General features: G+C 44.5%; 9 protein-coding genes. 5 read left to right on the forward strand and 4 right to left on the reverse strand.

Annotated features, from left to right (window positions below; translation table 11 throughout):
- Positions 1 to 33 precede the first annotated feature (33 nt).
- The 5 genes from ACHWSC_RS06095 to ACHWSC_RS06115 are packed head-to-tail and all read left to right on the forward strand — an operon-like array spanning position 34 to position 8,398.
- On the forward strand, positions 34 to 3,405 hold the full coding sequence (locus ACHWSC_RS06095; RefSeq protein ID WP_394676181.1) for a SusC/RagA family TonB-linked outer membrane protein: 3,372 nt from the start codon (positions 34 to 36) through the stop codon (positions 3,403 to 3,405).
- 43 nt (positions 3,406 to 3,448) lie between these two features.
- Positions 3,449 to 4,942 (forward strand): RagB/SusD family nutrient uptake outer membrane protein, encoded by a 1,494-nt coding sequence (locus tag ACHWSC_RS06100; RefSeq protein ID WP_394676182.1) that lies wholly within the window; start codon positions 3,449 to 3,451, stop codon positions 4,940 to 4,942.
- 12 nt (positions 4,943 to 4,954) lie between these two features.
- Entirely contained in the window at positions 4,955 to 5,767 is an 813-nt protein-coding gene (locus ACHWSC_RS06105; RefSeq protein ID WP_394676183.1) for a DUF4843 domain-containing protein, read from the forward strand.
- Entirely contained in the window at positions 5,768 to 7,219 is a 1,452-nt protein-coding gene (locus ACHWSC_RS06110; RefSeq protein WP_394676184.1) for a PKD-like family lipoprotein, read from the forward strand.
- Between the two features lie 36 nt (positions 7,220 to 7,255).
- Positions 7,256 to 8,398, forward strand: a complete 1,143-nt coding sequence (locus ACHWSC_RS06115) for a TlpA disulfide reductase family protein (protein ID WP_317665018.1) — start codon at positions 7,256 to 7,258, stop codon at positions 8,396 to 8,398.
- 123 nt (positions 8,399 to 8,521) lie between these two features.
- Here the strand turns inward: ACHWSC_RS06115 and ACHWSC_RS06120 are convergent, their stop codons facing one another.
- The 4 genes from ACHWSC_RS06120 to ACHWSC_RS06135 all read right to left on the reverse strand — a co-directional run.
- Positions 8,522 to 9,373: a sialate O-acetylesterase gene (locus ACHWSC_RS06120; RefSeq protein ID WP_394676185.1), complete on the reverse strand. Its 852-nt coding sequence runs from the start codon at positions 9,371 to 9,373 to the stop codon at positions 8,522 to 8,524.
- Positions 9,374 to 9,444: 71 nt separating this feature from the next.
- Positions 9,445 to 11,175: an RICIN domain-containing protein gene (locus ACHWSC_RS06125; RefSeq protein ID WP_394676186.1), complete on the reverse strand. Its 1,731-nt coding sequence runs from the start codon at positions 11,173 to 11,175 to the stop codon at positions 9,445 to 9,447.
- A gap of 31 nt (positions 11,176 to 11,206) precedes the next feature.
- Positions 11,207 to 12,892: an endo-1,4-beta-xylanase gene (locus tag ACHWSC_RS06130; RefSeq protein WP_394676187.1), complete on the reverse strand. Its 1,686-nt coding sequence runs from the start codon at positions 12,890 to 12,892 to the stop codon at positions 11,207 to 11,209.
- Positions 12,893 to 12,915: 23 nt separating this feature from the next.
- Positions 12,916 to 13,779: DUF5627 domain-containing protein (locus ACHWSC_RS06135; RefSeq protein WP_394676188.1), on the reverse strand; the 864-nt coding region annotated here is incomplete at its 5' end.

Below are 13,779 nucleotides of genomic sequence, written 5' to 3' on the forward strand. Positions count from 1 at the left end.
TACAATCTAACCTAACTAAACTAACTAGAATTAATGAAATTAAGTTGTTTTTCACAAGCGACCAAACCCCTTTTATGGCTCGTTTTTGCTGTCTTACTCCAGCTGGGCCATAAGGTAAATGCGCAAACCGTTACCTATGCCGGGCACAATGTTCCACTGATGGATGTGCTGCAGGCGGTCAAACTTCAGACGAACTATGAGGTGCTCGGAGCCAAAAAGATATTGGAATCGGCAAAGTCAATTTCAATTAAAGCGGACAAAATGCCCCTTAAATTATTTCTTGATAAAATTTTAAGTCAGCAGGAAATCGGCTACACGATTGAATCAAAGACAATTTTTCTCGAAAGGAAAGCCAGTTCACGGAAATCCGAGCCCAAAAGCCTCCCCCAGGTAGAAAAACCATCCCAGAAGCAGATTCGTGGACAAGTCCTTGGGAAAGACCGAAAGCCGCTTTCCGACGTGAATATTTCACAGGTGGGCAATACCATCGCAGTGGTCGATAAAGATGGGCATTTTTCTTTTGTCGGTACTATGCAACCGCTTACATTCAGTAGGGTTGGCTATAAAAACTTCACGCTCGCTTTGGCCGAAAACAAGGATGAGTACAGTGTAGTGATGGAAGAGGAAGCGAATGCTCTTGAGCAGGTCGTTGTAACGGGGTACCAAGTGCTAAAAAAAGATTCCTACACAGGAACGGCGATTACGAAAAGTGGCGACGAGCTGCGACAGGTAAATCCGCAAAACGTCCTCCAAGCCATGCAGGTATTCGATCCATCGTTTAAATTGCTCGACAATAATCTTGCTGGATCCAATCCCAATGCCTTGCCGAATATCAATGTGCGCGGATCTTCATCTTTGCCTACTGGCGGGAACGAAGTGCTGCGAAGGGATAATATCACTACAACTATCAATATGCCGGCTTTTATATTAAACGGTTTCGAAGTGAGTGTACAGAAGGTTCTCGATCTGGATATGACCCGTATTGAAAGTGTCACGATCTTGAAAGACGCTGCTGCTACAGCCATATATGGCTCGAGAGCGGCCAATGGTGTGATGGTAATAACGACTAAGATGCCCAGGGACGGGAAATTGCAATTGACTTATACGCATGAGAGCAATATAAATATGCCGGATTTGACAGGATACGATGTATTGCATGCTGCTGATAAATTGGCCTATGAAAAACTGGCTGGGCTGTATGATGCAACAATTCAGCGCCAACCACAGGATGCATTGGATGAGCTGTATTATCAGAAACTAGCAAATGTGCTTGGCGGTGTTGACACCTATTGGCTGTCACAGCCAGTACGGACCGCGGTCGGACAAAAGCATGGTCTCTATCTAGAAGGTGGGTCGGAAAGTTTCCGCTATGGCGTAGACATGCGTTATCAGACCAGACCCGGTGTGATGAAGGGATCGGGAAGAAATCAATATTCGGGCGGGCTAAACTTTAGTTATAACCTAAAGGATAAATTTAGATTTCAGAATGAGCTTGCCGTAACCGTGGTAGACGGGCGTGAATCGCCCTATGGAAATTTTGGGGATTATGTAAGAATGAATCCTTACTACCGCATGACAGATGATCAGGGCAATATTATACAGGAGGCCGATGTATGGACAAGGGTTGCAAACTCAGGTAGTGCACAACGGGAATACGTCTTGAATCCACTCTATAATGCGACATTGAATAGCTTCAATAAATTGGGCTATACCGAACTGCTGAACAATTTTTCGGGGGATTTTGACCTGAGTAATGGGCTGCGTCTCCGGGGACAGGTAAGTTTGTTGAAACGTTTGAATACCGATGATAATTTCCGCTCGCCCTTAGCCAATGACTTTTATTTCTATCCTACGGCACAAACAGACGAAAAGGGTAGTTATACCAGTTATACAAACAATGAATTGTACTGGGATGCAAACATACGTCTCAATTGGATGCGTACGATTGATAAACATAGCTTCAATGTGGTGGGGGGAACCAATATACGGACAGAAAGCTATGACGAGCGTTCATTTCAAGCGATCGGATTTCCGAATGATCGGTTTACAAGTGTAGGATTTGCCAAGGGATATGCTGAGAATGCAAGTCCGTCGAGCAGTTTGGGTGCCTCCAGGTTGTTTGGTGCTTTTTTAAGTGCTAACTATTCCTATGATAACCGCTATCTGATGGATGCAACGGTCCGAATCGATGGATCCTCAAAATTTGGGGCAAATAAGCGCACCGCACCATTTTGGTCGACTGGTATCGGCTGGAATATGCACAAGGAGAAATGGTTCGCCAACGATCTTGTCAGCCAGCTTCGGCTGCGTGCAACACTGGGGCTGACGGGATCTGTGCAGTTCGATCCTTACATGTCGCGGACAACCTATAGTTACGATAAAAGCAATTGGTACTCATCGGGGCTGGGAAGTATCGTGCGTAACTATGGCAATGAAAACCTGACCTGGCAAAAGACCCAAAGTACCGATGTTGGTCTTGATCTAGGCCTTTGGCACGATCGTCTGACCCTTTCGCCACGCTACTACCATAAAATAACCCGTGATATCTTGGCTGATATTAACCTGGCACCTTCTACCGGATTTAGCGCTTATAAAGAAAACCTGGGGGACCTTGAAAATAAAGGATTTGAGCTCAATGCCAATTGGATTGCCCTTAAAAACGAAAAATGGACTCTGAGTCTATTGGCGAATTTGGTGCGGAACAGAAATAAAATCGTCCGTATTTCAAACGCATTGAAGAGCTACAACGAACGTGTCGACGAAGCTCAGCAGGGAACTGATTTAATGGCTGTTCCTTTGCTTCGTTATAAAGAAGGGCAATCCCTCGACGCTATCTATGCCGTTCCTTCTTTAGGTATAGATCCCGAGAATGGAAAGGAAGTTTTTATTAAAAAAGACGGGACGTTGTCGTATGACTGGGATGCAAGGGATATTGATGTCGTTGGGGTAGCTACACCAACAATGGAAGGATTTTTCGGAGGGACACTTCGCTATAAGCAATTTATGATGGTCGCTTATTTCCAAACGCGGATAGGAGGTAAAACCTATAACCAAACCTTGGTAGACCGTGTCGAAAATGCCGATCCACGCTACAATGTGGATAGCAGGGTTCTGGAGGAAAAATGGAAAAATCCTGGCGATGTTACGTTTTACAAAAGTATTCAGGATTTGGGACAGACAAGAGTGTCCTCGCGTTTTATTATGCCGGACAACTTATTTGCCCTACAGTCTCTTAATCTTTCTTATGATGCAGGGAAAGCGCTGTCGAAAAAATTGGCGCTGTCAAGCCTGCGTGTCGGCCTTGTTGCAAATGATATCTTTCGTTGGTCTTCGGTGAAAGTGGAACGTGGAATTACGTATCCATTTGCCCGAAGTGTGACTTTTACCCTACAGGCAGGATTATAAAAGATGGTAAATCCCATCCGAAGGATGGAAAAAATATGTACAGATGAAGAATTTAACTATAGTTTTAATACTGTTCACAGCCCTGAGTATGCTTTCTTGCTCCAAGTGGCTCGATATACAACCAGAAAGCGAAATTGACAAATCAGTTCTCTTCTCCACCGAAGATGGTTTCAAGGAAGCCCTGATTGGGGTATATACGCGTTGTGCAAAAGACGATCTCTATGGTAAGGAGCTAACCATTGGAACACCGGAGGTATTGGTCCAGAACTATGCATTATCAAGCAATGATCCGTTGCGTTACCAGCAGACAAAGTTGTTTAAATTTAATGACGGTAATTTTATTGGCCGAAAGGACAATATCTGGAAAGGTCTATACAATGGTATTGTTAATACCAATCTGATACTGGAGGAAATCGACCGTAAAAAACAATTGTTTACGGGAAGCAATTATCAATTGATCAAAGGTGAGTCGCTGGCTTTGAGAGCATATCTGCATTTTGATGCCTTGCGCCTATTTGGTCCGGCTCCGGTTGTAAATAACAAAATTGAAGCCATTCCATATGTAACGACCTATTCCAATAAGTCTACCAAATTGTCCACAGTGTCCCAACTATTGGATTCGGTAATCCGAGATCTGGAAGAAGCCAAAGAATTGCTGAAAGTTGACCCCATCCGCCTGAAATCCTATGTGGTTGGTTATCCCACTGTCGGTGACACGTTGAAAAATTCGGAGCTACAGGACAAGAGCCTCTTTTTACAGAATAGAAGGCACCGGCTTAACTATTATGCCGTGTGTGGACTGCTGGCACGCACCTATCTCTACAGCGGAGACAAAGTAAAGGCATTGCTGAACGCACGTGAAGTGATTGATGCCAAAAAATTTCCATGGACCAATGCCACTGATTTCCTTGCTGTCGATGCGGATAAAAAGGATCGGATTTTCTATAAAGAACTGTTGTTTGCCTGGTATATCCCGGCTATGAACAACACCTATAACAATGACTGGTTTCAGGACAACAACAGCGCGATCTATTTGGATCAGGATGAGGCAAAAACCATTTACGAGGTTGCAGGAGCCGGTGGCGGTGACATGCGCTATACACAATGGTTTGGAACAGTAAGCGTTGGAAATTCCTTTATATCATCTATTCACAAATATCGCCGGAATACGTTGGGTGACAGTTTTGCCGCCAATCTTCATTATTTGGTAGCTCCGGCGATCCGCTTGAGTGAAATCTACTATATCGCCGCCGAATGTAGCTACGAAACAGCACCCGCTCAGGCTGCAGCATGGCTTGACGAGGTCCGTGAACATCGAGGCATTGGTCAGAAAGTGGATATTTCGACAAACGCCAAACTCCGAACCGAACTACTGAAAGAATATCGGAAAGAAATGTTTGCCGAAGGACAATTGTTTTTTGCGTATAAACGGCTCAATGAACCAATTGTCGGACAGCAAGGCACTACAATTCCGGCCAGTCAACAAATTTATGTATGGCCGTTGCCGGATGATGAAATTATCTATGGACAACGGTAAATCGTAACCAAAATGAAAAAAGATACTTTATTACTTCTGCTATTGCTACTACCACTGCTGATGTTGTGTTCTTGCAAAAAGGCAGTTTTAGCGACCTACGACAGGTCGGCAAATGTTTATTTTGATTTGAGCGACGCTGATCGGGATAGCATTGTATATACTTTTGCCTACGATATGACCAAGGCGCAGGATACCATTTTTGTTCCTGTCAAAGTAATGGGATACCGTGACCAGTACACTCGGCATTTTGAGGCTTTCGTGGAAAAAGATTCATCAACGGCGCGTGCAGACCTGCACTATGATCCGTTGAAATCAGAATATCCATTGGAAAGTAATGCCGGTCGGGCCTTTATGCCTATCGTTGTGCATAATATAAGCGCGCTTGAAAGTCAATCTGTATCACTGCTCGTAAAACTTAAGGCTAGTGATGACTTTGGGGTTGAAAACCCAACACTGATACGGGCGCGAATTATTATTTCGGCCCAATTGGAACAGCCTGCCTGGTGGACCATGTGGCTTGATAATTATTCGCGGGTAAAACATCAGCTCTTCCTAATTGTCACCGAACAACGTTCGCTTTCTACGGTCGGGCTCGATGCACCCAAAAATCTCTACTTTGCAAATCTCTTGCTCATGATGCTCAACGATCCATTTAAATGGGTCAAGGATCATCCAGAAAAAAATTACGTGCTGAGCAGCAACGATAATGGACAGACCTACCAATTCTATCATGTGGACAATCCAAACCGAAGCATCTTATTAAGGAAAAATAGCGCTTCGGGTAAGTATTATTTTATAGATGAATCAGGAAAGGAAGTCAGATAGATGAAAAGAAATTTAAACAGATTAAGAGCAATACTATTTTTTGCTATTGTGTCTTTAACCCTATTGGCTTTCGAAAGCTGTTATAAGGACAAGGGAAATTATGCCATCGATATGCCTGATGGGCCGCAGATCACAGGGTTAGATACTTTGTATGAAGCATCGGTGGGGGACAGCCTTATTATAATCCCAAAAATTACCGGCATCGATGCGGCTTCAGTGAAATGTAACTGGCGAATCGATGTGCCAGAGGCACTCGTGCCCGAAGCTAACCACTACGAAGGTCCCGCGCTGCGTATCGTTTTCGGCCTTCAGGCCAAAAGATATACGGCGCGCCTTACGGTGACCAATACGGGCAATGGGATGAAATATTTCTATAATTTTAAGATCCAGGGAACGACAGCTTTTTCGCGTGGGTCACTTGTGTTATCTGTCGAAAACGGGGTTAGTACACTCTCGTTTATAAAGCCCGATAATACTGTACAGCCCAATATTTATGAGGCGATCAACGGCGAACCATTACCGGTGGATCCTATGCATATCCATTACTTAAAAAACCAGTTTACGGGAAATACCCCCTTGGGTTACTGGATTATATCAAAACAGGCCGGCGTGCGGCTAGATGTAAACAATCTTGTTAAGGAGGCGGTAAAACCCGGTACCCTGCACGATAACTTTTTTTTGGCACCGTCAACGATTGCTGTGGGAAGTTTGTTCGCCCATCCTCAAGGGGTAATGATGGGGGTGATCAATGACAAATTTTATGGGGGAACTACAAACACCTGGGATCAATCGAACACCTACGGCATGTTTGGAACTTATGCGGATGGGGACTACGCGTTAGCACCAGAAGTAGTATTGACAACAGTAGACAATAATTATAGCGTAATCGCTTTCGAAAAAAATAAAAAGCAGTTTGTCCGAATCAATATTTACGGCAGCCCTATGTATTTTGGTACCCAGTATAGTCCCGTCAATACTGAAATTTTTGATCCAACACAGGTAGGCATGGATCTGATCAAAATGGTGCAGATCAATAATACGGATACCTATGCTTATACGAAGGACGGGAGTGGTCATATTTATGAATTGAAGTTCAATGCAAATTTTAATGGACCATTTATGATCACCGCAATACATAAGAAGATCTTTATAAAACAAGAATGGATCAATGCGGAAACAAAGTTGGTGGCGACCCGAAATGGGTATATTTATGTGGCCTACAAAAATCAGGTATTTCGCTACAACCCGCTCAATCAGCAAGTCGATCTATTGAAAACAACCATCAAATCGGATATAAGCATGCTCAAATTAGAGGACGATGAGAATACCCTGATTGCTGGGGCAGAAGGAGCGCTGTATTATATGGATATCCGTGTTGGGAAAAATGGCGAGTTGCTCAAAACAATTGAGGGTCTTCCCGGAAATCCTGTGGATATGACCTGGCGTAACTAAAAGGAATAATATAAAAATTGAACCAAACAAAAAAATATGAAAAATTTAAAAATAGTTGCCTTAGCACTGGCATTTTTGCCTATGACATCCTTTGCGCAGCAAGCTAGCTTCCAGATCAAGGGAAGTGCACCAAAAGCTTTCAATGGCAAGAAAGTGTATCTGGATTATATAAGAGATGGATTCCCGGCATCGGATTCATCGGCTATCGTGGACGGCAGATTTAGTTTCAAAGGAACAGTAGAGGAGCCGTCTTACTCCAGGATGGTATTTGATCAAGACAGTAAGGGGAAATTAGTCGCACAGAATATTGGCGACCGTTTATACTTCTATTTAGGCAATGAAACTTACAATATGACCATCAAGGATTCATTGCGTACTGCTGCCATAAAAGGGTCGCCGTTGCATAACGCCTATGTCGCTTATTTAAATGAAATTGGTGGTGGTTTCATGGATATCATTGATGCGGGGAATAAGGCCTTTGCGGCCGTAAAGCAAGATGCTCCCGATGCCAGCGAGCAGTATAAGGCTATTCATGAAAAGTTTGAGGCGCGTTTTGAGGCCCGCCGGGTAAAAGAGCTTGCATTTGCTGCCAAAAATCCCAATTCAATATTTGCGGTGGACGCCCTTATTGATGCGGCCAACAAACGAAAGCTCAGTGAGATCGAACCTTTGTTTTTGAAGCTGTCCAAAGAAGTGCGTCAAATGACCAATGCGCGACAGTTGGAAGCGCGTTTTCTAGCGGAGAGAAGTGTAAAAATCGGCAATAAGGCACCCGATTTTTCCCAGCCGGATACGGAAGGGAAAATGATCAAAGTATCCGATTTTAAAGGCCAGTATGTGCTTATCGACTTTTGGGCAAGCTGGTGTAGTCCTTGCCGTGCTGAAAACCCCAACTTATTAAAGGCCTATAACAAATACAAAAGTAAAGGATTGGAGGTCCTTGCAGTGTCGCTAGATGATACCAAAGGAAAAAATGCGTGGTTAAAAGCCATCAAAGACGATGGTTTGCCATGGATCCATGTCGCAGATCTAAAAGGCTGGAGCAATGAGGCTGCGGTATTGTATGGCGTACGTGCGGTACCACAAAATTATTTAGTGGATCCTAAGGGAAACATTGTCGCTATCAATATAAAAGGTGAACTGTTACACCAGGAGTTGGCCAAAATTTTTGGAAATTAATGATCGAGCGTTTTGTTATCTCTTTTAAAGATAACGAAGGAAATTATAAGAAAAGAACGGTTTAATGATTCGGGCGGCTAGCTGCTTGTCATTCAAAGCTAGGGATTGACTCCCTAGCTTTTTTTATTTTTTTATTTTCGTCAGCAATTTAAGCATGCTTGCCGCATAATTTTTACCCAGCTGCCGGTATCCGGCAGGACTGAAGTGTAGTCCATCGCCGATACCCTGGCAACCCGCAGAAGAAATGATATGGGCAGTCGGGATAGTAGCGGGCAATGTTTGGATGATACTGTTCATGCTTGCGCATTTACCCCCTGCTTCGGCCGATAGGAGTTCACCAGCAAGTAGGGGTACATCGTCGGCGTTCAGGTGCAAATCGTGCAAGAGGTTTTCATAGACTTTTTTTACTTTATTGGGCCATTCGCGATCGCCGGTATTGGATTCCCCCTGGTGAAGTAAAATACCTTTGATAATACCTTTTTGCTGTGCCTTCTTGGCCAGGACGACAAGCCTTTCATAAGGATTATTGTCATAAGCTGCAAGCATGGATTTCATCCATTCTGGTGCCTTTGCGACATAGCTTGACGTGCTATCTTGATCAAATAATTGAATGTGGCAACCACCTACCGAAACGTTGATGACTCCGATCTCGATATTTTTGGGAAGCTTTTCTACAAGCGTTCTGCCAAAATAATCTGCAGGTGTAAGGCCTGTGTGGCAACGCGTGAGTGGTGCCCGGGCAGGATACCACTTGCCGTACTGCCGTCCCAATTCGGGGCAATCTACTGCCGCCAGCACATGAAACCGGCTGTTGGTGATGGTGTCCTGAGGTTCGAATTGTCCATGTCCCTCCATATTGGATTGTCCTAAACAAAGGTAAATATGGAAGTTCTTGTCTTGGGCAAAAGCTGTTGTTCCGGTAAAACAACATACCAAGAAGATCAGTAGCAGCATTTTAAAACGTGTTTGTCGCATCGTGAAGCTTTTTATGTTTTTAAAATTAACCTATTTCGCGGTAAGTATGGCTTACCGCGAAAAGATAGTGTTTAGTTCATGGCAATAAATTTGAACTTAAATAATTGACAGGAGGTACCATAGTAATCCCAAAGCTGAAGATTGGAATTGCCGTCCATGGTACAGTTGGGTACATCCCAACCGCGTGTGGCATCTACCTTTGAGGTAATTTTGTAATAGCCATTGGCTACAGCAGTTACCTTCCAGGCCTGAGCATCATTGCTATAGTTCTGCCAAAGCCGGATGGCAGTTCCAAGCGCATTGCTATTACTCGTCAGATCAATGCAGCGATTGCTTGCACTTGCTTTTGAAACAAAGCGCCAGTATCCGCTACCGGCATCTATAGCGACCCAGCGCTGTGCATTTGCGCCATTTCTGGTCCACGGTCTGAGCACTGCACCGTTGGCATCTTCACCTGATTTTAAATCAAGTACCTTGTTGGCATCGGTCTGGAATTCGATTTCGTAAATGCCATTATTGACCAGACTAGTGACCGTACAGTTAGACATGGGGTAATTGGAGGCAGCATACTGCTGAAACCACTGTTTAGCGGGAGCAGCACAGGCTTCCCAATCATTGTTAAAAGCTGTCCCGGCGTTGGGATCCCCTTTGTGGAGCAGATCGTCGGGAGCGAGAAGGTTCCAGCTTACATTGCCGGATTGATCCACAATATATTTTAAATTTGCACCAAAACCGTTTCCGCCAGCGGTACCGGTTGATCCAGTACCAAATGTGCCATATCCCTGTGGAGCCCAGTCTGTCTCTGTAATGGCAATGGGAGCAATGTCTGCAATAGGTTTAACATTGGTATTCCAGGCATTTTGAAAAGCTTGATAGGTATTGACACCACCCCAATACCCGGGGTAGATATGTACTGCATAGCCAATGTTGCCACCCGTAATCGGATTATTGACATAGCCTTGATAATGGGACTGCCAGCCAGTTCCTGGTATCCAGCATACATTGTTGGCACCGTTATTACGGATGATATTGACCAAGGGCTGAAAGAAATTTTTCAACGCAGCAAAATGCTCGTTGCCGGTCGTCCCCCAGTTGCCATTTGTTCCCAGAATCTCAACGGGTTCGTTAGCCAATTCAAACATCACATTGTCTGCATTCTTTAGTGATGGGTGCTGCGATAGGAAAGTCCATACGGTCTTAAGATAGGTATGATAGGCATCATTGACTGCGATACGGTGTGGACATACACCAGGAGGACGCAAGATTACATACATGCCCCGGCTGCGGGCATGGTTGATTAGTGGAATAATGACCTGATCAGTATAGGTAACCAGGCGATTATAGTTAAATCTTGAGATGTCGTCTTCAGGAATAGGAGCGCCTGGATCATTGGTCCAATACGGATCGATGTGCAGACGGATATAATTGAGATACCAACCGTCGGCTGCGCTGCTGAGTTTGTCAATGACTGCTTTATTGTAATTGAGCGCACCCTGAACATTGTAATTATCCCAGGTGCAGTAACCGGAGTTGGCACCATACTGGCAGCCATTGAACCAAGGGCTGGGTGTAATGGCCACTCCATGCAGGACAATATTGTTGTCGCAGGGATCTTTGAGGTACTTCCCGCCTACATGTAAGGTTGGTGTCGTTCGTGGCCAACCTGTAACGGCTTGTGCGGAAACATTGGATTTAAGACTTCTTTCGGATTCGCTGGTCAAGGTTTTTTCTTCCAGCCGCGAGCAGCTGGAAAAAATAGCTAATAAAAAGATCAGCAATAACCACATGTTGTTTGTTCTCATAATTTACATATTTAAAGGGTGATTAATGATCTTATTTTTTAGCTGACAATGCCTCAGCAACCGCCTGATAGGCTGGCTTTCGAACAAATCCTTCGGTCCATAAACCGATGGGTTCCCCACGTCGCCAGAATGAATTCTCTTGGTCCGGACTGTCCAGTGGGCTCCATATGGTAATACCATATTGCTTATCCTTGGGAATGATCTCAAGATATTTTTCAACGACAAATTTGTACATGTCGGCCTGCTGCTGATACATTTCAGTCGTTGCATTGTTAGTCTTTATGCCATTTCCCAAACCAATATCGAGCTCAGACACTTTGATCAGCTTGCCGGTGGCGGCCAATAGGTTAAACATACTGACGATATTGTCTTTGCTTGTGTTGATGTCGATGTGCATCTGGGTACCGATCCCATCCACCTTGGCGCCTTTGCTTTCGATGTAGCTGAGATAGGCGATGAGTCCTTTACATTTATTGCCACTGCCTTCCAAACCATAGTCATTGATGAAAAGTAGGTCATTGGCATTGCCATATTTGCGGGCAAATTGGAAAGCTTTCACGGCATAATCTTTACCTAAGTAATCCTGCCAGTAGAACTCATCATCAGCCAGGTCGGTTTTTCCAACTCCTGTCTTCAAGGCATATTGATCGGGCCAGTCGGACATGGGCTCGTTGACCACATCCCAGGCTTTGATATAACCTTTGGTTTTTTCGAGCATACCAGCAATAAACGTCTCAAGAGTTTTTGTGAGTATGGCGTCTTTCTCGGCAGGTGTTTTCTCAATCGTGCTACCTCCCGGGCTGCCATATCCTTCACCATTGGCGGACTGCGCTCTGGATGAATTATTTCCCCAACCGAACCAACCGTCAATATTGTTTTCAAAATCACTGTTGGCAATGAGGCTTGTTGAACTGCCAGTTTTTGTAAGCACAACCTTGTCGATGAAGATGGTACCATCGTATTGGCCAAAATTGATAATAAAACGGTTACGCGCGGCAGTTGCAGTTACTTTAAGTTCGTATTCTTTGTAGCTTGTCGTTAATGCTAATGAGCCCATGTTGTCGCCGGTGTAATTGGCGGTGGTCTGCAGATCGATGCCAATGTTGCCCGCTTTATTGCCTCGTGCGACAATCTTCAATACATATTCTTTACCCACTTCCGTCGGGTTGATATCATAGGCGGTCTGTGCTTCCCAGGCGTTGACAACAGAGGGGTTACTCATTTTTAAAGCGTGCCCCGCCAGGGCTGGACCTCCCGAACCTGGTATCACCACAGGGGCGATTAACTTATTGAGATAGGCCGCATTCTGTCCCGAGTGCCAGCAAAGGGTATGGCCATATAGCGCCATGTTGTTTTCCTGTGCGGCTGTGATAAGCTGTTCGACCCGTGATAGATTGAGACTTCCGTCGGCCTGCACAATGGAGCCATGTTTCATTTCATAGCCCATGACCATTTCTTCAAAATTTCGGTTAGCTAAGCGGTAAAGGACTCCTTTGTTAAAATAATCGTTCATATTGAGCGCAACACCGAGCTTAAATCCGGGGTTGCCTTGCTTATCCAGATAACTTTTTAATGGGTTGTAAGCATTGATATCTTCCTGCGTCAGTACTTTCTCCGGTTTATCGACGGCGTAATCCAGTGGTTGATATTTGGAACAGGAACTCCAGGCGGTGCCGAGCGAAAGTAGGATGACGATAGTTTTGTTGATTTTTTTCATCGTTGTTCGTTATAGAATTGATACTACTTTTTGATGGGTGTAAATGTTTCCATTTTTACAGATCTATCCCGCATCACGAGGGTATCCTTGCTGGTGACACTCATTTGTGTCATATCGATCGTGTAGGAAAGATAAAGTGCATGTCTGTCTGCATTGCCCCAGCTGTTTTTTTCGCCCCGTTTGACAAACTTACCGGTTCCTGTAGCGGAGATGCCAGCACTTGCCGAGCTAATGCTACAATTGTTGTCGTCATCAAAAGTTAAGTTCAGATTGACATTGATATTGACATCATCAGCTCCTTTAAAAGAAAGAGGCAAGATCGATTTCTTTAGCGCTGCTGTCGTGACGCTTTTGACTTCGTCTTTTTCTACATAAGCCTGATGTCTGACGATATTTTTTGTCAAGCTGTTATTGGCACCTTTGCCGACAATTTGGTCGGTACCCCGACGCAGATAATTGCCGTGCCAGGGATTGATATATTTGAGTGCATAAAAGGTAAAATCTTTTGGTGCGACATCCCAATCGGATACAATAGCCCTATTGGCAGTCTGTAGCGAAGTTTTACCGGAGAGGATGGAATCGGCGTTAACCACTTTTGTCATCCTTAGAGGAAGTACGTAATAGGTTTCCAAGGATTTTGGGTCGGCAAAAAATGCGTCAGTCAGCTGTACTTCAACACCACCTGTGAGACTACCACTTGGGATATTGATCTGATTGCTAGCAAGCTGATAGTAATTGTTGGGTAATGCGGTAACTGTCTGCCCGTTTGGATAGCTAAGGCCATTCGTAAGGCTGTTGTCGACAACAAAATCGATACGGATGTCTTTTCCATTGTTGTATACTCCTCCAGTGGTTGCCATGACTTTCACCTTATGCTGGTTGTCGAG

Origin of the sequence: uncultured Sphingobacterium sp. (assembly GCF_964277905.1) — a bacterium.
Classification (GTDB): Bacteria; Bacteroidota; Bacteroidia; order Sphingobacteriales; family Sphingobacteriaceae; genus Sphingobacterium; species Sphingobacterium siyangense.